Annotated in this window: 18 protein-coding genes; 11 read left to right on the top strand and 7 right to left on the bottom strand. The window is 59.1% G+C overall.

Annotated elements, in window-relative coordinates:
- Positions 1-8: 8 nt before the first annotated feature.
- Genes ASC97_RS10220 through ASC97_RS10205 form a run of 4 tightly spaced genes read right to left on the bottom strand, consistent with a single transcriptional unit; the run spans position 9 to position 2,272 of the window.
- A complete protein-coding gene (locus ASC97_RS10220; protein ID WP_057468245.1) occupies positions 9-308 on the bottom strand; it encodes a conjugal transfer protein TrbD in 300 nt (99 codons plus the stop codon).
- Positions 301-669, bottom strand: coding sequence for a TrbC/VirB2 family protein (locus tag ASC97_RS10215; RefSeq protein WP_057468244.1), 369 nt, complete (start codon positions 667-669; stop codon positions 301-303). The genes ASC97_RS10220 and ASC97_RS10215 overlap by 8 nt, the downstream gene beginning before the upstream one ends.
- The gene (trbB, locus tag ASC97_RS10210) at positions 659-1,636 is read right to left on the bottom strand and encodes a P-type conjugative transfer ATPase TrbB (protein ID WP_057468243.1); all 978 of its coding nucleotides are present in this window, start codon (positions 1,634-1,636) and stop codon (positions 659-661) included. Before trbB ends, ASC97_RS10215 begins: the two co-directional genes overlap by 11 nt.
- A gap of 9 nt (positions 1,637-1,645) precedes the next feature.
- Positions 1,646-2,272 (bottom strand): acyl-homoserine-lactone synthase, encoded by a 627-nt coding sequence (locus tag ASC97_RS10205; RefSeq protein WP_057468242.1) that lies wholly within the window; start codon positions 2,270-2,272, stop codon positions 1,646-1,648.
- A gap of 1,099 nt (positions 2,273-3,371) precedes the next feature.
- On the opposite strand from ASC97_RS10205, the gene repC reads away from it, so the two are divergent.
- Entirely contained in the window at positions 3,372-4,583 is a 1,212-nt protein-coding gene (gene repC, locus ASC97_RS10200) for a plasmid replication protein RepC (protein WP_057468241.1), read from the top strand.
- 180 nt (positions 4,584-4,763) lie between these two features.
- Here the strand turns inward: repC and ASC97_RS10195 are convergent, their stop codons facing one another.
- A complete protein-coding gene (locus ASC97_RS10195; RefSeq protein WP_057468240.1) occupies positions 4,764-5,006 on the bottom strand; it encodes a hypothetical protein in 243 nt (80 codons plus the stop codon).
- 734 nt (positions 5,007-5,740) lie between these two features.
- Between ASC97_RS10195 and ASC97_RS33915 the strand changes: the two genes are divergently transcribed.
- The 7 genes from ASC97_RS33915 (at position 5,741) to ASC97_RS10160 (ending at position 11,961) form a co-directional block, all read left to right on the top strand.
- Positions 5,741-5,935 (top strand): hypothetical protein, encoded by a 195-nt coding sequence (locus ASC97_RS33915; RefSeq protein WP_057468239.1) that lies wholly within the window; start codon positions 5,741-5,743, stop codon positions 5,933-5,935.
- Positions 5,936-5,951: 16 nt separating this feature from the next.
- Positions 5,952-6,941 (top strand): ABC transporter substrate-binding protein, encoded by a 990-nt coding sequence (locus tag ASC97_RS10185; RefSeq protein WP_057468238.1) that lies wholly within the window; start codon positions 5,952-5,954, stop codon positions 6,939-6,941.
- A gap of 5 nt (positions 6,942-6,946) precedes the next feature.
- Complete coding sequence (locus tag ASC97_RS10180) at positions 6,947-7,720, top strand: ABC transporter ATP-binding protein (protein WP_057468237.1); 774 nt, start codon at positions 6,947-6,949, stop codon at positions 7,718-7,720.
- A 4-nt stretch (positions 7,721-7,724) separates the two neighbouring features.
- Positions 7,725-8,519 carry an ABC transporter permease gene (locus ASC97_RS10175; protein WP_057468298.1) on the top strand — a complete coding sequence of 265 codons (795 nt, stop codon included), beginning with the start codon at positions 7,725-7,727 and terminating at the stop codon, positions 8,517-8,519.
- An 87-nt stretch (positions 8,520-8,606) separates the two neighbouring features.
- Positions 8,607-9,602 (top strand): isopenicillin N synthase family dioxygenase, encoded by a 996-nt coding sequence (locus ASC97_RS10170; RefSeq protein ID WP_057468236.1) that lies wholly within the window; start codon positions 8,607-8,609, stop codon positions 9,600-9,602.
- Between the two features lie 2 nt (positions 9,603-9,604).
- A complete protein-coding gene (locus ASC97_RS10165; RefSeq protein WP_082529953.1) occupies positions 9,605-10,576 on the top strand; it encodes a LysR family transcriptional regulator in 972 nt (323 codons plus the stop codon).
- 32 nt (positions 10,577-10,608) lie between these two features.
- On the top strand, positions 10,609-11,961 hold the full coding sequence (locus ASC97_RS10160) for a cytosine deaminase (RefSeq protein WP_057468235.1): 1,353 nt from the start codon (positions 10,609-10,611) through the stop codon (positions 11,959-11,961).
- 70 nt (positions 11,962-12,031) lie between these two features.
- Here ASC97_RS10160 and ASC97_RS10155 read toward each other — a convergent pair whose 3' ends face one another.
- A complete protein-coding gene (locus tag ASC97_RS10155) occupies positions 12,032-12,742 on the bottom strand; it encodes a YczE/YyaS/YitT family protein (protein ID WP_057468234.1) in 711 nt (236 codons plus the stop codon).
- 130 nt (positions 12,743-12,872) lie between these two features.
- A complete protein-coding gene (locus tag ASC97_RS10150; RefSeq protein WP_200959454.1) occupies positions 12,873-14,600 on the bottom strand; it encodes an amidohydrolase family protein in 1,728 nt (575 codons plus the stop codon).
- Between the two features lie 155 nt (positions 14,601-14,755).
- On the opposite strand from ASC97_RS10150, the gene ASC97_RS10145 reads away from it, so the two are divergent.
- The 3 genes from ASC97_RS10145 (at position 14,756) to ASC97_RS10135 (ending at position 18,059) form a co-directional block, all read left to right on the top strand.
- The gene (locus ASC97_RS10145) at positions 14,756-15,658 is read left to right on the top strand and encodes a LysR family transcriptional regulator (protein WP_057468232.1); all 903 of its coding nucleotides are present in this window, start codon (positions 14,756-14,758) and stop codon (positions 15,656-15,658) included.
- 350 nt (positions 15,659-16,008) lie between these two features.
- Positions 16,009-17,394 carry a cache domain-containing protein gene (locus tag ASC97_RS10140; RefSeq protein ID WP_057468231.1) on the top strand — a complete coding sequence of 462 codons (1,386 nt, stop codon included), beginning with the start codon at positions 16,009-16,011 and terminating at the stop codon, positions 17,392-17,394.
- Complete coding sequence (locus tag ASC97_RS10135) at positions 17,391-18,059, top strand: response regulator (protein WP_057468230.1); 669 nt, start codon at positions 17,391-17,393, stop codon at positions 18,057-18,059. Before ASC97_RS10140 ends, ASC97_RS10135 begins: the two co-directional genes overlap by 4 nt.
- The last annotated feature ends 35 nt before the right edge of the window (positions 18,060-18,094 follow it).

The raw sequence follows: 18,094 nt of genomic DNA, 5'->3' as shown, positions 1-18,094 counted from the left end.
TCGGCTCCTTAATATCGGCGCCACGGCGAGGCGGTCGGCTTGTAATTGGTTCGATAAGAGATGTGCCTGATATAGACTTGCCGCATCAGCGGATCGGATTTGGCCATCACACGCGGCACGCCAACGATCACGATCCACACGGTAATCCCAAAAATTGCTGAGTAGACCGTGAGGACCACGAAGATCAGAATGACGGCCAAGAGCCCGGTGATCAGAACCAGTTCGCGGTCAGCGCCCATCAGCAGATTCGGGCGGGAAAGCGCACGATGGATAGGGTTGCGCCGAAGGCTGGATGAGGAATCAGCCATTGGTACCCTCCCCTCTCGCGCTCATTGGGGCCGGCGTGGTCGGCTCCTCGGGAAGCCCGATCGAGGCGCCCGTGGCGCCGAAAAGACCGACGATCGTTGTCGCACCGAGCAAGATGCCGGCGACAAGCACGACATACACCAGCCGCCGCGCAAAATCATTCAGTTCACCGCCGAATATGAGCATCCCTCCGGCAATTGCGACGGCGGCAAGAGCGATGTAGCCCGCAACCGGACCTGTTATTGATTCCTGTATCTGCTCGAGCGGACCCTCCCAGGGAAGGCTCCCGCCCGAACCGGCCGCTGCGTGGGACCCGAAGGCGCAAACAAGCGTCGCAACGATGAGGGCTTGCTTACGCAACATGGCGCGCTTCCTGTTCTTCGGTCGGTTGATCGGATTCGATTTCGTATCGGCCGTTGGCGAAGCGTTCGACGTGGATGACATCACGAACCCGCCGGCCTCGAGACGTGCGTTCGATCGAAACGATGAGATCCACTGCCTCGCCAATAACCTCTTGCATTGGCTGGTGACTCGCTTCAGCCGTTAATTGTTCCAGCCGACGAAGGGCCGAGGTCGCCGTGTTCGAGTGGATCGTCGCAACTCCACCCGGATGGCCGGTATTCCATGCTTTCAGGAGCGTCAGCGCAGCACCATCACGAACCTCGCCGACCAGGATACGATCGGGACGCAAACGCATTGTCGCCTTTAGAAGCCGGGCCATGTCGACCGCATCGCTTGTGTGTAGCAGGACGGCATTTTCGGCCGCACACTGGATCTCGGCAGTATCCTCTAAGATGACAAGCCGGTCCTGCGGCGCCTCTCTTACGATCTCGTCGATGACGGCGTTGGCAAGCGTTGTTTTACCGGAGCCAGTGCCACCGGAAATGATGATGTTCAGGCGCGAGCCGATGGCGCTGCGAATGATGCGTGCCTGCGCCTCGGACATGACGCCCGAACAAACATAACTATCAAGAGAGATGAGACGAGATGCGCGTCTGCGGATCGTGAATGCGGGCCCGGCGACGACCGGAGGAAGCAATCCCTCAAAGCGGTGACCTCCGATCGGTAGTTCCCCGGAAACGATCGGCTGGTCGGCATCGACCTCGGATTGGAGCGCGTGGGCGACCGTGCCAATCACCGTTTCCGCAGCCGCGGATGACATCTCACCGGCAGGTGCCACGCCGTGCCCGAGCCGCTCGATGAAGAGCTTGCCGCCGGGGTTCAGCATGATTTCGACGACGCTGGTGTCATCGAGGGCAGCGCAGAGCTGATCGCCGAGCGCCTCCTGAAGTTTGCGCACGAGCCTGGGATGGGAGCGAAGCGGTGTCACGAAGGTCTCCTACGCTACCCGGCCGAGACAGCTCTTGATCTGCGAGCGGTAGCCGCCAGGTCGAAGCTTCAAAAAGACCTCTGAGTTTACCGACAAGATACCAGCGACAGCCATCGTCACTCCGATCTTCTTCGGTTCACCGATACGGCGCAGCGGCCAGCCGACCCGGGCAAGTATTCGCTCGAAACGAAGATCCGTGACCGTGACGATTTCAGTGTAGCCGTTTGCCATCGACCATTCGATAATGCCCGCGAACATGATGAACGTGGCCTCATGGATAGAACCTTCCCCCTTTCCCTCGGCGAGTGATGTATCCACGCAGAAACGGGAGCTTTCGATCATCGCGGGATGAGCTTTCAGCTGGCCGTCGGGAAGGAGCGCAGGGAAAACGTCCAAAACCATCGTGGGACCAGTTGCAGGAAGGAGGCGAGCGCATCCCACAACCCTGCCGCTTTCGGAGACGGCAAGAATATAGGTCGGCCGGTGTTGATCGAAGACGTCGGCCTCACCGCCGTCGACAACGAGAACCTCCCAGCCGAGCCGATCCGAAAATACTCGGGCGCGCAGCTGGTGGTGCCTTTGAAGCAACTCAGCCTCTTGAACAGTACGCGGCGTGGAGATTGCGAGAATCTGCATGAATTTCTCCGTCGTTAGTGGTCGACGGTTAAATCAGCACAGATCGTCAGCAGGGTGCAGTTGTAGAATCATACAAGTGCCGGATGGGGGCGTCGCATAAATCAGATCGACAGGGTCTCGCCTTGCGCTAACTTCGTCCTGTAAGATTCACCCTAGAACGTACCTCGAACGACAAAGTCGGCATTCGGCCTATAAGTACGGGAAATAACTAGCAAAATGGTGACATTTCAGGCACCTCATACCCTGGTCAAGACGCGTTGGCTAAGTTGCTGTTAGCCTTAAAGCTCTTGTTGGATCCTGCGAAGCGGACATAATAACGGCGAGAAGGCTGTTTTGGCCGAAATCCGTTATCTGAAAGCATCTCTCATATGAATGCTAAATCGGCTTCGTCGCAAAGTCCCGTCGCCGTCCACTTTGAGGATCAGATCCTGGGGAATCTTATTTCCAAGAGAGTTCATCTGCTGAGCGAGCAGCGATTACCACCGAGTGGAAGAAAAACGCTCCGGATCTTTCGCTTGGCCAAGGTCGCCAGCTACGTCGGCGTTTCGCAAAGCACACTGAAGAAGCTTCATCTTGAGGGTAAGAGCGATCCCCTCAAACGTCTTACGCGTGACGAGCCGACCGGGTGCCACAGGCCAAGAGGGTCGGTTTCATGTCAACGATGTTTCACGAATTCAGGTTGAAGTATCAGATGGGTCAAATCGACGGCGGTGTCTGACGCCGGCATTACAAAGCAGATGCTTATGAGGTCGAACCCTCCTCCATAAACCGGGCGACCTGGAAAGAACCTGTTTGAAGGACTGGTAGATTTCCAGGACGATCCGGAAAGAGCGATGCAATCTCTATGAAATCGAAAAACGCCACGCGCTTTGGCGATTTTCTGTCGAGAAATTGGGATGCGATCTATTCGCAGGTCCTTGACGAAGCATCTAACGTAGACTGAACCGCAAAAGAAAAAGGCCACCAAACGTCGCCGCCGTGGAAGCCTCTCTCAAAGGTCTAAGCAGCCTGAGAATCGCACTTCCCCGAATCACAGTCAAGCGTCATTGGCATCGTTTTTGGTGAGCTCGTTTCTTTTGCCTTTTGGAAGGTGACGGAAATGCGGAGTGGAAGTGTGACGACGCCCTTTGGGCGGCGGCCGATGACGCTTGCCTTGGTCGAACGGCAGCTGTCCGTTGCCGAGATCGAGCCTGGCAAGTCGGCGGATAAATGGAGGGTCTTTCGAGACGCTTCAGAAGCCAGAGAACATCTCGGCTTGCAGGATCGCAGCCTGGCCGTGCTGGATGCGCTTTTGAGCTTCCATCCAGACAATGAACTGCGCCAGGATGCACAATTGATTGTCTTTCCCTCCAACGCACAACTGGCGCTTCGCGCCCATGGCATTGCAGGCGCGACCCTGCGCCGGCACTTAGCCCTGCTGATCGAGGCGGGTCTGATCGTGCGCAAGGATAGTGCCAACGGGAAGCGCTTTGCCCGCAAGGACAAAGCAGGCGAGATCGAGAACGCGTTCGGCTTTGACATCTCGCCGCTTCTGATGCGCTCCGAGGAGCTTGCCATGATAGCGCAGGAGGTGGTTGCCGATCGCGTGGCGCTTCGAAGTGCAAAAGAAAACCTCACCATATGCCGGCGTGACGTTCGCAAACTCATCTCTGCGGCGGTCGAGGAGGGCGCCGCTGGCGACTGGACGATGATCGAAGACGTCTATATCCGCCTTGTGGGTAGGATGACCCGCAACCCGGCGCTTGCCGATGTCAAATCGCTGCTTCAGGAAATGGAGCTGCTACGCGAAGAAGTCCTCAACGCGCTGGAAACTCGGGAAAAAGCTCAAAATATCAGCGCCAATGATGCTCATTTTCAGCATCACAAACAGAATTCAAATACCGAATCTCCCTATGAACTTGAACCCAGCTCTGAAAAAGAACAGGGGGAGCCGCCGAGCGAAAAGGTGAGGACGAGGAAAGAAGCGACACGCGCCTTCCCATTGGGACTTGTGTTGAAGGGGTGCCCGGACATTGCCGCATACGGGCCTGGGGGGAGTGTTTCCAGTTGGCGCGACCTCATGACGGCGGCTGTAGTCGTTCGCTCAATGCTGGGGGTAAGCGCGTCAGCGTACCAGGATGCCTGTGATGTCATGGGACCTGAAAATGCGGCGGTGGCGATAGCCGCTATCCTGGAACGCGGTGGCCATATCAACTCGGCTGGTGGCTACCTGCGTGATTTGACGCGTCGAACCGAACGGGGCGAATTTTCGCTGGGGCCAATGCTTATGGTTCTTCTGCGTGCAAATGGGTTTGCCGCGGCGCGGACCTGACGACTTAACAATACGCTCGAACTTTTTCATTCCAACAGATCCGATCGGTCGCCGTGACTGGCGCCAGGCTGTTACCAGTTCCATCCTCTTCATTCCCTCCCAGGAGAAGACCGTGATGACGATTTGAAATCGTCCGGGTTCGTAACAGGAATAGCGATCGATGACAGGCAGGGCCCTTTCCTAGGGCCGCTTGGTATTTTGGAGGATCGAGAAGTGAGCGCAGCTCTCATCGAGATTTTCGATGCGGATCGCATGTTCCAGGCGGCTTGTCAGAAGCGCCATGCGCACAACTTTCGCCTGCTTGGCTCTGACAAGAAGCTCTCGTGCGCCAAACAGTAGACCGGTCTGGTCGGCGAGTTCGTAGGCGACGTGTTCGCTGTGGCCGTCGTCCTCAATCGTGATTGTCGCAAGGCCAGACTTCATTTGTGAATACTCCTCATGTCTCGGAGCAGCATCTTCGACAACACGGGACCCTGCAACGGATGGCTGGGGTTTTCCCCGCAAATCCCAGCGCATCCTTTCTGATGGTTCGTCCCGACGTCGTCGGCCTTGACAACGAGGGTCGCAGCACGCGGTGTTCTGCCCGCTATTGGGCAAATTGGTGAGAGGCCGAAAACTGCTGAAAAGAACGCGCGGCGCGAGCGTCACGAATGCGCCAAGCAGCGTCATGGTCAAATCGCGGGCCCGCAGACGGCCAGCGCGCATTTAGTTGCCAACCAACGTTGTGGCGCTTCTAGTTAGTCCCTGCCGCCCATCGTTGGGCGCCGGGGGGAGGCTTCGCCTCCGCACTGCGCATCGAATAGGCATCAGCTTTATAGAGCTCGTCTCCAATATTGGTCAAAAATGATTGCCGGGTAAACTACACAGCAAGAGATTTCCGTGCCGAGCGTTCTAAATATTAGTACGCTAATTCGTTCGGCATTTTCGTCAATCATCATGCCGCAATTTCGCCTTTAAAATCAAAGTTTCGGTTGGTGAATAATGGCGGCAAGCACAAAAGCAAGGGATTATGCCTGCATTTTAGGCATACGAATTGTCGCGTTAAAAAACTTGCAAATGCGCCGATTTTAATGACACAAAGAACTTGCGAGTAGAAGCGGTCTGAGCCTTGGTTCTGGACATTGCTCGACGGGTAATTCTGTCGAGGAAATGTCCGCATGAACGGTAAAAACAATGATTTGGCTCAGATCACCGCCGCTGGATCCAATCGCATTCGCGCGCATCCTTGCTTTGCATGCCTGAGCAGCAAGCGTTCTGAACAACGCGATTGCGCAGTTGCCAAGATCGTCGCGGATGGCTTCGACACAAAGCGCATCGCCGATCTTTATCCGTCCGTAAAAACCGAACAATAATTGCGAAAGGTCGCCCATGTCTCGCACCAAGCTTGCCTCCTATGCACTTGCCGCAACCCTTTCCGCCGGCGCCGCATCCGCCGCCGACAAGGTGATTTTTCAGCTCGACTGGCTGCCGGGCGGCGACAAGGCGCCGATCTATGTCTGCATCCATGAAGGCTTCTGTTCGGAAGCCGGCCTTGAGGTGGAGATCGCTTCCGGACGCGGCTCGACCGACGCAATCTCGCGCCTTGCTGCCGGATCCTCCGACATTGGCGTTTCGGATATCGGCGCCCTGATGGCCGCCCGCGCCAATGAAGGCGTCAAGGTCACGGCGGTCATGTCGCTGTTCAACAAGGGCCCGCATGCCTTCTATGTCGCAAAGGGCGGCTCCATCGCAAGCGTAGCCGACGTCAAGGGCAAGACGATCGCCACGTCCCCCTTCACATCGTCGAATGTCTACCTGCCGCTGGTGCTAAAGGATGCCGGGATCGATATGGCGGATGTGAAGCTTATCAAGGCCGAACCCGGCGCGCTCGGCCCGATGCTGATGACTGGCAATGCCGACGGCATCATCGCCTGGATGACCGACCTGACGCGCTACAGCAATCAGGGCAAGGAAGCTGGCAAGGAGATCGTAGCGCTGCCGTGGTCCGCAGCCGGTCTCGAACTCTACTCCGCATCTCTCATCGCCAGCGATGATTTCCTGGCCAAGCGCCCTCAGGTTGCCGCCCGCTTCGTCGCCGCCTACAGGAAATCGGTCGTGTTCGCAAAGGAAAATCCCGAGAAGGCTGCCGCGGCTGTCACCGCCATTGTACCGGAACTCGGCTCGGAAGATGTCCAAGGTTCGCTCAAAGACACGATTCCGCTGATCTTCAATGAAGTGACGGAGAAGGACGGCCTCGGCGTCTTCGAAACCGTCCGCCTCGCCGAAACATGGCGCCGTGTCTCTGAAGCGCAGGGCATCGACGCGGCCAAGCTCGATCCGGAAACCATGGTCAACCGCACCTTCGCTGTAACGGAGTAGTCGCCATGGCGATGCCCGCTATCCGCTTCGACCGGCTGGGACAGGTTTTCGAAACCCGCTCCGGGCGCACTGAAGCGCTGCGCGACGTCGGTTTCGATGTGGCCCGGCATGAGTTCGTCTCGATCCTCGGCCCATCGGGTTGCGGGAAATCCACGCTGCTGCGGATGATCGCCGGCCTGTTGAAGCCGACGTCCGGCTCGGTTGAGGTGTTCGGCCTGCCTGTGACGGCCCCGCGTGACGACATCGGCATCGTCTTCCAGAAGCCGACACTGCTTCCCTGGGCCACCGTTGAAGAAAATGTCGTCTTTCCCGCCCGTCATAAGACAGGCCGGGTGACCGCAGAGGAGCGCGAGCGAGCGAGCGAGCTGCTGAGGATGGTCGGACTTTCCGGCTTTGCGAAGCGCCTGCCGGACGAACTCTCCGGCGGCATGCAGCAGCGTGTCGGCATTGCCCGCGCGCTGCTCATGGACCCGGATATCCTGCTGATGGACGAACCCTTCTCGGCGCTGGATGCCCTGACGCGCGAGGTGATGGGCTTCGATCTGGTGCGCATCTTTTCTGAGCGTCCGAAGACCGTCGTCTTCATCACCCACTCCGTCAGCGAGGCGGCGCTGCTGTCCGACCGCGTGCTGGTAATGACCGGAAGGCCGGGCTCGATCCTGACCGAAGTCACCGTTCCCGTCGGCCGCCCGCGTGGCCCTGAAACTGCAAAGGACAAGGCCATCCATGACCTCACCGATTACCTCCGCGATCTTCTCCTCCTCCGTCATGCGGCATGACGTCATGCAGAGCCGTACGCCGGTCGCTCTCCTGAAACAGATGCTGGCATTTCCGGGCATCACGACCGCAGCGGCCCTAATCAGCACGGTGTTGCTGTGGGAAGCGGCGGCGCGGCTCCTATCGATCCCGACCTATCTGCTGCCGCCGCCGAGCGCTATCCTCGGCTCGTTCTCCTCCATCGGCTTCGAGCGCTGGGTGGGCCACATCACCGCGACGTTGCGGGTGGCGCTGATCGGTTATGCGATGTCCATCGTCATCGCCATTCCGCTTGCCGTCGTCATGATGCGCTCGCCGTTCCTGTCGCGAACGCTCTATCCGCTGCTTGTCGTCGTGCAGTCGACGCCGGTGGTGGCGATTGCGCCGATCATCATCGTGGTGCTCGGGGCCGGCGATGCGCCGCGCATTGTCATCACCTGCCTCATCACTTTCTTTCCGCTCGTCGTCTCCACGGCAACGGGCCTTGCCGCGACGCCGCCGGAGCTGATCGAGCTGTCGCGCAGCCTGCGCGCCTCTGGCTTCCGCGAGATCACCCAGATCCGCCTGCCGTTCGCGGTGCCTTACATTTTCTCGGCGTTGAAAATCTCTATCACCCTTGCCATCATCGGCGCCGTCGTTGCGGAGTTCTGCGCATCGGAAGCCGGTGTCGGTTATTTCATCCAGCTCTCGACCTCGCTGTTCAAGCTGCCGCAGGCGTGGGCCGGCCTGCTGGTGCTCGCCGCAATGTCGCTCTTGCTGTTTCAGGCCGTAGTCCTGACGCAGAAGCTCCTCTTTCCCTGGAGCCTGCCGAAGAACGGCTAACCCCATCCGGAGTAGAAGCAGTCGGGCCCTGCCCCGGACATTGCTCCTCAACCGCCGGTTCGCCGGCATTCGCTCATGGAGAATGGTATGAACATCCAGACAGACACCCTCGCCGAACTCGCCAAGGAAGCGACCATCGGCGGCATGGGCACCACCGTTTACCGGGAAATCCCAGTCATCGACCTTTCCGACTTCGACAACCGAAAGCAGGAGATCGCCGATGCGCTCTGGCAGGCCTCTGTCGATATCGGTTTCTTTCAGGTCTACAATCACGGCATCGCCCAGGACGATATCGACGCCGCCTTCGACACGGCATGGACGTTCTTCGAACTGCCGGCGATGGTGAAAGCGAAAACCCCGATGCCGAAAGGCATCAATGCCGGCTGGGAATTCAAGGAGCAGGTCCGCCCCTCCACCGGCACGCCTGATAACAAGGAAAGCTTCCAGCTCACCCGACCGGACATGATCCGCCTCAACCTGTGGCCAAGCGAAGACGATCTTCCGGGTTTCAGGGAAAAGATGCTCCACTTCGAACGCCAGAACTGGGAACTCGGCATGCGCATCCTCTCCTGCTTCGCACTGAAGATGGGCTTTGCCGAGGATTTCTTCACCGTGGCGCATGATCCATCCTCGGACCAATACCAGTCGACGCTTCGGCTCATCCACTACATGTCGATGGAAGGCGCCAAGCCTGAAGACTTTACCTCGTGGCGTGCCGGCGCGCACTCGGACTTCGATTGCCTGACCATCCTTCACCAGAAGGAAGGCGAAGGTGGGCTGCAGGTGTGCCCGGGCAAGGATGCTGCACTGAAGGAATGGACGGATGTTCCACCGCGCAAAGGCTACATCACGTGCAACATCGGCGACATGCTGATGCGCTGGTCGGACGACCAGCTCCAGTCGACGCTACACCGGGTACGCATGCCACGCGAGGATGAGTATATGGGCCGGCGCCTGTCTCTGCCCTTCTTCTGCCAGGCAAACCGCGATGCCGTCATGCAAGGTCCGCTCGGCAAATACGAGCCGATCACGGCCGGGGAATACCTGACTCGGCGCATCAACGCAAATTTCGCCAAGAAGTGACGTTGAAGATGGTGCGTTGCGGTGACATCGTGGAACTGTCAATCCGACTCCCGCCAGGCAACGGACCCATCATGCTTCATGGACGCGCGCTGCGTTATATCGACGAGGTGGCCCGACAGGGCTCCATACGCAAGGCGGCGAAGACCTTGCATGTCGCCGCCTCTGCGGTGAACCGATATATCCTGGAGCTTGAGGAAGAGCTGCAGGCGCCCATTTTCGAGCGCCTGCCGCGCGGCCTGAAACTCACGAGTTCCGGCGAAATTCTGATCCAGCACATTCGCGAGACCTTACAGGCACATCAGCGAATGCGTGTCCAAATCCAGTCTCTCAAGGGCCTCACCCGCGGCGAGGTGGCGATCGCCACCATGGCGACGCTTGCCGCCGGGCGGGTCGCCGAGATCGTTGCCGCCTATCGCGAAAAACATCCGCAGGTCAGCCTGCGGATCATGGTCGGCGACCGGACGGCCGTCGCCGAGATGGTGGCGCTCGGCCAAGCCGATCTTGCGATCGCTTACAACCTGTCGGATGACACCCGCCTGCAGCGCGCCGCCGAGTTCCGGCATGCGTTGGGCGCGGTTGTCGCGCCGAGCCACCCACTCGCGACCCGCAAGACCGTTCGCATGTCGGATTGCCTGCTTTTTCCTCTTGTTCTGGCGGATCGATCGCTGTCGCTTCGTGAAGTCGTCGAGGCGACAGCGCCGGCGCGGGCAACCCTTGTTCCAGTCGTCGAGACCAATTCGATGGAACTAATGAAGCGCCTTGCCCGGACGGCCCCGCATATTACCTTCCTCAACCGGCTCGACGTCGACCGCGAAATGGCTGCTGGCGAACTGGTGTTTATCCCGCTGACGGGAACCGGCTCGCTGCAAAGGCTGAATATCCTCCACCGCGCACGCGGCTCACTTTCACCGGCCGGCAGCCATTTCATGCAATTTGCGCAGGAGCGCCTGCTGGCCTCGTTCGACGAGAGCTGACTGCTCGGCAACCTATCCAATAGAGACCCACCATGAACGATCTTTCCCTGTTTCCCAGCCTTGCCGCCCGTCTGGCGAGACCTGAGCGCATTCGTCTTGCGAAGGCGCGCATTCCGGTCGCGCTGCTTGCCGATGACGTGCCAGTTGGTGCGGAGGTGGACCGGGACGGTTCGGCCCGACTCGATATTCTGATCGAGAATGGCAGGATCGCGAGAATAGCGCCCGCCCTTGCCGACCACAGTAACGATACCATCGCGCTCGACGACCGCCATGTCTGGCCGCTTCTGATCGACGCGCATGCCCATCTGGACAAGGCCCATACCGTCAGGCGGGCACCCGGTTCCGGCGGCACGCATCCGGGTGCTCGTGCCGCAACGACGGCAGACCGTCTCGCCCACTGGAATGCCGACGACCTCCTGCGGCGGATGGAATTCGGCCTTGCAACGGCCGACGCCCATGGAGTGGCCGCCATCCGCACCCATCTCGACAGCCACGAGGGACAGGCGGAAATCACTTGGAGTGTGTTCGCAGAGGTGCGCGAACGCTGGAAGGGCAGCATCACCCTGCAGGCCGCCGGCCTCGTGCCGCTCGATGTCTATCGCGACGATTACGGCGCGCGCCTAGCAGATATCATTGCCAATCACGGCGGCTTGCTCGGTGGCGTGACACGCGCTTCCGGGGGTACGCATGGTTCGGGTCTCGACGACATCGATCTGCTGCTCGACCGGCTGTTTGCACTGGCGAAGGAACGGGAACTAGGTGTCGATCTGCATGTCGACGAGGCGGCACAGGCCGATGCGTTGCCGCATGTGGCGCGTGCCGCCATTCGCCATAGCTACGAGGGGCGCGTGACCTGCGGCCACTGCTGTTCACTTGCGCTTTTGAGCGAGAATGAATTGCGCGACCGGATCTCGCTGCTTTCCGATGCAGGGCTTTCGATCGTCACGCTGCCAACTGTCAACATGTATCTCCAGGACCGCCAAGACGGCCGCACGCCACGCTGGCGCGGGGTGACGCCCGTGCAGGAATTGCGCGCGGCCGGCATTTCGGTCGCCGCTGCTGGCGACAACTGTCGCGATCCGTTCTTTGCCTATGGCGATCACGACATGCTGGACACCTGGCGACAGTCGGTACGCATCCTGCACCTCGACCACCCTTATGCGGATGCGGTCGCTCTTGCCGGCCCGGCAGCGGCCGGCATCATGGGCATCGACGCCGGCACGATCGGTGTCGGCCGTCCTGCAGACCTGATGATCTTGGAGGCATGGAGCCTCGACCAGGTCATCGCCCGCCCGCACTCGGACCGAGTCATCCTCCGCAAGGGGGTCTTCTCCAACAGGACATTGCCTTCCTATGGCATGCTCGCGGATTTCCCGACAGCGTGAACCGCTCTACAGGAAACGAAATAAGAGGACCGGCAAGCCGGTCCCCTTGTCGGTTCGGTTCCGCTGTCAGCTATTTAACCGCCGATTCCAGGCCTTCCAGTGCCCGTGCCGCTTTCCGTGCCTGGATCTTCCTGAACAGGAAGAAATAGAGCTTGATGTACTGGCCGACTAAAATCGCGTTGAGGATCGTGCCCTCGCGGATGAACTTGATCTCTCCGAGGAAGGCCAAACCGATCAGGGTCGAGGTGACGAGCAGCGTGCAGTCGAAGCCGGTCTTGATATTTCCCCACTTCCAGCCGGTTCGCTTGAAGATCGTGTTGACGAACATGTCGATCGGCATCAACACGAGATTGGCGCGGATCATCAGGAACAGGCCGAAGGCAAGCGCCGCATCGCCGACGACGAGGAGCACGACTTTCCAGTGGTAGGCGTCGAGCTGGATGAACTCCGTGATCTTCAGGTTCAGATCGAGGCATGCCGCCAGCACGAATGCCGGGATCAGGGAGGCGAAGTTCTTGAGCTTGAAATCCTTCGGCAGGACCAGATAGGTCAGGAACAGCATGATCAGCTCGAGCATGAAATTGTAGGTGCCCTGGCTGAGCGGCGCATAGACCAAGGTCATCGTCCGCGTCAGGCTGCTTTGGGGCGAGATGCCGATGCCGGCGCGGATGGCCAGGCTGACGCCGAACGTCAGGATGTAGATGCCGACCACATACAAGATCCAGCGACGGACCAGACTGCCGGTATCGACGATTTCGGCTTCCGCCGCATTGTGTGCCATTGATCGTTCTCCCTCATTTTGCGCAGGTTTTCTGCGATCGTTCGCCGGCTCAAGCCGGCTGCATTTCTTCACGTCCAACTTTCTCCGACAGGCGCTCCCCGCACCTGTCGGCACTCTTTTCCTGCCGCGGTCAGGCCATGAAACGGAACCGGTGCAGCGAGATGAACAGGCTGAGAAGCTTGTTCACCACCGGCTCTCCCTCGTTGCGATTGCCGAGTTCCTCAAGCGCGGCATCGATGGCGCCGGCGGCGGATGTCAGCTCGGCTACGTTCATGTTTGCCATCACGCCGTAGATGTCGAGCCGCATGACCGCCTTGTCCGTCCCGTTTTCGGTAACAACGCAGGCACCGGCATAGCTATCCACCCGGCTCAGGCAATGGCACATGTCTGCGCTGTCCTGCCCAACCACCACGAAGTATGGCTTCGGAGCCGGCCAGAAGGTGGCGACCGCGCCGCGATTGACATGCACGCCCTTAAACAGCCCGTTGACCACGTGGCGCTTGCCATCGGCATAGCGCTGGACGACGGACAGCCGGCTGAGTTCCAACCCGTCCACTTCCGCCACGACCTTCCCGTCTTTCAGTGGCACCCAGACTTCCTGATGAAACTTGGCATGGCCGCGACCATAGACGTCGAACAGGAGAACCTTGCCCTGGCTGCCATCCAGGGAAATCTCCAATGGCACGATTTCCAGCTGCTCCGGGGTCAGGTCGCCAAGGCCCGGCAGGCCGTTCTTGCACATGCCGGAATAATCGATCTCGGCATTCTTCAGGAGCTTGCGATCCCTGGCGACCAGGGCGCCATCCTTGAAGACATAGAGGGGATTGATCTTCGACAGGCTGTCGGTCAAGACGATATCGGCGAAACGGCCCGGCGTCAGCGAACCGAGCCGGTCTTCCATATGGAAGGACCGCGCCGTGTTGTAGGTCGCCATCTTGATTGCATGGATCGGATTGATGCCCATCTCGACGCAGAGCGAGATGATCCAGTCCATGTGGCCCATGGCCAGCAGGCGCTCGACGGAGATGTTGTCGGTGCAGAGCATGAAATTGTCGGTCGGCCATTTGCGATCGACGATCGCGCGCAGCAAGACCTTGATCACCTCGCTCGAGCCGACGCCGAACTTGATGTGCGTCGGGAAACCGTAGCGGATGCTCTTTTCGATATCCTTCGCGTTCCAGACGTCGTGGTTGTTGGAAACGCCGATCGCTGGCAGGTAGTTGAGCATCATATCGGAGAGGGCGGTGACGCCCCAGTGGCCGTTCATGAAGCCGCCTTTGGCACGCACCCACGCGGCCTTGCGGAAGTCGTCGTCGCTGCCGGCGCTGTAAGTGAAGTGCTCGAACTCGCCGAGCCCGATCACCGGCTCCATGTCGAGAACGGCCTCGGCGACATCGGCGGATGTCTTCTTGCCCGGCGCGAAGGCGTAGAGCCTGTAAGGCAGCTGGTCATAGTCGCGAAACAGCTTCTCGGCGGCGTCAGCACCTTCCTCACCTGCCGCGCTCAAGAGATCCAGGCACTCGGCATAGATCGTCGTCGTGCCGCAGGGCACCATGGCCTCGGCAAGCGCCGTCGGGTGCGCCAGCTGGGACTCGAAATGGATATGGGCGTCGATAAGGCCGGGGATCGCATAAAGGCCCTTGCCATCGAAGACCTCCTTGACCTTCAGGATGCCCTCGTCTGGATTGAGCGCGATGATACGCTTGTCGTAGACCAGGATCGAGCCCTGATAGACGGTCTCGCCATGGACATCGAGAATGTTCAGGTTTTTCAGGAGAAGGTCGGCCTCGCTCCGGCCCTCAAGGATATCGAATATCGCGCGCACCTTGTCGTAGTGTGCAGCTTCTAACGCGTTCAAGTCATTCCTCCACTTCACTTTCATCGGGCAATCATGGTCTCTATCGAGCCAAGCTCCCCCGTGTTCTGCGAAGGATAAGAAAGGATTGAACCGGTTCCGAAAAGCAGTATTTTCTGCGCAGGTCGTACGTTTTTCGAGAACGGTAGAGGTCACCGATGCTGCATTCGCGGGTATTGCGCTATATCGACGAGGTCGCGCGCTCGGGCTCGATCCGGGCAGCTGGCGAGCGCCTGAATGTGGCGCCATCGGCGATCAACAAGCATATTCTGCAGCTGGAAGAGGCGATCGGCGAACCGTTGTTCGAGCGCCTCCCGCGCGGACTGAGGCTGACACCGGCCGGTGAAATACTCGTGGCGCATGTGCGTCGGACCATCAAGGAATTCAGCCAGGTCGAGGCCGATATTCGAGACATGAAGACGCTCCAGAGCGGCGAGATCATCATCGCCACCATGGGCGGCCTTGCCGGCGGCATCGTGCCGAAGACGGCGGCGCATTTTGCGGCCCGCCACCCGCGCCTCAAGATCACGATCCGGGTGATGTTCGTGCGCGATATCGTCCAGACCCTTCTGGACGGACAGGCTGATCTCGGCCTCGCCTTCAATCTCCCAGCCGTCCCGCAGCTGGAAACCCTTTGGAAAATGGACACGCGCCTTGGCGCAGTCGTCTCGCCCGAACACCCGTTGGCCGGACAGGACTCCCTTCCGCTGACCGCCTGCCAGCCCTACCCGCTAATCTTTGCCGACAAATCGATGCTGATCCACGGCATCGTCGCCGATGCTTTTGCCGAAGCGGGCTTAACGGTCGAGCCCGCTTTCCTCGCCAATTCGATCGAGGCGATGAAATACCTGGCATCGGCGGGCGACGGCATCGCCTTCCTGAGCAGGTTCGATGTCGCCGAAGAACAGCGCAACGGCGCCCTCACCTATGTGCCGATCCGCGAGCGGACCTTCGGCAAGAACGTGCTTTCGCTCGTCAAGCGCGAAAGGCGAAACCACGGCTTGGCCGCTACGATGTTTGCCGAGGAGATGATCCGATCGCTTCGCGCCGCGTTGGAGTAGGACGCACCGTGCATCTTGTCCATACGGCTTTTGCAACGGGCCGCCTCGAGTCAATCCCTTATGAGCTTAATCCTTCCCCGAGTGCTAGCTTCTGTCCCCGCTTACTCTCTCGCCTGTTTTAGGAGCACCAGGGGCAAATTAAGATTCTTGAATTCCGGCCGCAGCGAAAAAGTGCCAACGCTCGTCGTCATGATGACGAGACCACATAAATCCAAGCTGAGAAGGGCCCACACCGCTGCGCGTGGGTCTCGCCGCTCACAACTGCCCGGGCTATCAATTTCCCAGAATTGATGGACTTGAGACCGAGCGGGAGCAAAAGTAAGGTATCCCACCTACTGGAGGAAACAAGTTTGCAACTCCGTCATCAGATCGTCGCGCTGGCCATTCTGCCTTTGATCCTCGCAATCACTTTGATTACGGCGTTCACAACCTGGCAATCGACTACCCTCGCCCAGAGCAGCATTGATACGTTTGAGCGCAACCTGCTGAAAGCGAAAGAGACGGAGCTTCTCAATCTGACCAATCTCGCTCTTTCTGCGATCAAGGATGTCTATGACAACGCCGGCTCCGACGATGAGCGCGCCAAGGAACACGTAAGGCAGATACTAACTACGCTGGATTATGGCCAGGATGGGTATTTCTTCGTCTACGACTACGATGGCAACAGCGTCGTGCATCCGCGCCAAACCTTTCGGCCAGGGCACAACTGGCTGGACCTCGTCGACCCGGACGGTGATCAGGTGATAGCCAACCTGATTGCAAAGGCCAAAGAAGGCGGCGGATTGCATCAATACAAATGGGAAAAGCCGTCTTCTGGCGCCATTGCAGACAAACTTTCGTTTGCGGCCGGCCTCGACAAATGGCACTGGATGATTGGTACGGGAGTATATCTCGATGACGTCTTCGCACAGACCGAGACTGCCAAGGCCGACTTGAAGCAAAGCATCCGACGCACGTTTGTCGTCGTTACGCTGATTGCAGTGCCTTCCATTCTTGTCGTTTTCGCCACCTGCATGTGGATCACACTTCACGAACGACGTCTGGCCGACGGCAAACTGAAATTGTTGACGCAGCGGATCATCGATACCCAGGAGGAGGAACGAGCAAGGCTGGCTCGGGAACTTCATGATGGCGTTTCGCAGAACTTGGTCGGTGTTCGCTATGCCTTCGACCTGGCTTCCCGGAAGGTCAGAGATAGCGCGGCCGATGCCGGTGCCGCAATCGACCGGGGCATCGAAGCGCTGAATGGCGCCATCAAGGAAGTCAGGGACCTGTCACGCGAGCTTCGGCCGCGGGTGCTCGACGATCTCGGGCTCACAGCGGCTTTGACCTCGCTTGCGAACCACTTCGAAGAGCGAACGGGAATCTCGGTCTCGGTCGATTCCACAGGCTCGGAAACGCTGAAGCCCGAAGCCAGCACAGCGCTTTACCGGATTGCCCAGGAAGCCCTGTCGAACGTTGAGCGGCATGCCGGTGCATCACGCGTCACAATCACGATTTGGAGCACCAAGGGTCGCGTCAGAATGTCGATCGCCGACAACGGGAAGGGCTTCATCAAACATGCCGGAAGTGCTAACGCCAATCGTACCGGGGGACTTGGACTCCGGAACATGCAGGAGCGGATGGCACATTTCCGGGGCATATTGATCATCCGGACTGATGAGAACGGCACGGGGCTGACCGCCATGTTCCCGAAATCGGCCAATGCAACGAGGCGCACGTCAGAAGCGGCATGAACAGCCACACCCCGATCTCCATCGTCCTTGTCGACAACCACCCGCTTGTGCTCGAAGGCTTGCGCGCGATTCTTGAAACCTACGATCACATCAGGGTCGTCGGCACAGCGGCGGCGGTCCCACGAGGTTTAGAGATTTCGGCCGCGCAAATGCCCGACATTGTTCTACTCGACATCAATATGCCGCAGATCAGCGGGATCGATGCGATCGAGCTGTTCAAAAACGTTGCCCCATCAACGAAGATTTTGATGCTGTCCATGCATGACAGCCGCGAATACATTTCGGCTTCGGTCGTCAGAGGTGCATCCGGGTACATACTTAAGGACGTTCCCAACGAGGAAATTGTGGAAGCAATCGAAACCGTTGCTGCTGGCGGCAGCTATTTTTCCACCGGGGTTTCGGATGTGCTGATGCAACGAAGGCAGAGAGGAGATCAAGACCCGTTGCCGATTACGGCGCGTGAGCGCGAAATCCTGGCGCTGCTTGCGGCCGGCCGGAGCAACCGCGACATCGCCCAATCGCTTCGCATTTCCGAAGCCACGGCCGAAACACACCGCAAGAAGATCAAGAAAAAGCTTGGCATCGCGACGACGGCTGGCCTCGTCCGTTTCGCGATCGACAATGGCCTTGCCTCCCCGGAAGCCGACATACCCACTACTGGGTAGGCTCCCGGTTTTTGCTCGCGACTGTGCCTTGTCCG

Origin of the sequence: Rhizobium sp. Root1203, assembly GCF_001424945.1 — a bacterium.
Taxonomy (GTDB): Bacteria; Pseudomonadota; Alphaproteobacteria; order Rhizobiales; family Rhizobiaceae; genus Rhizobium.
The sequence above is the reverse complement of the archived record's forward strand: the minus strand, read 5'-3'. Positions and strand labels throughout refer to the sequence as shown.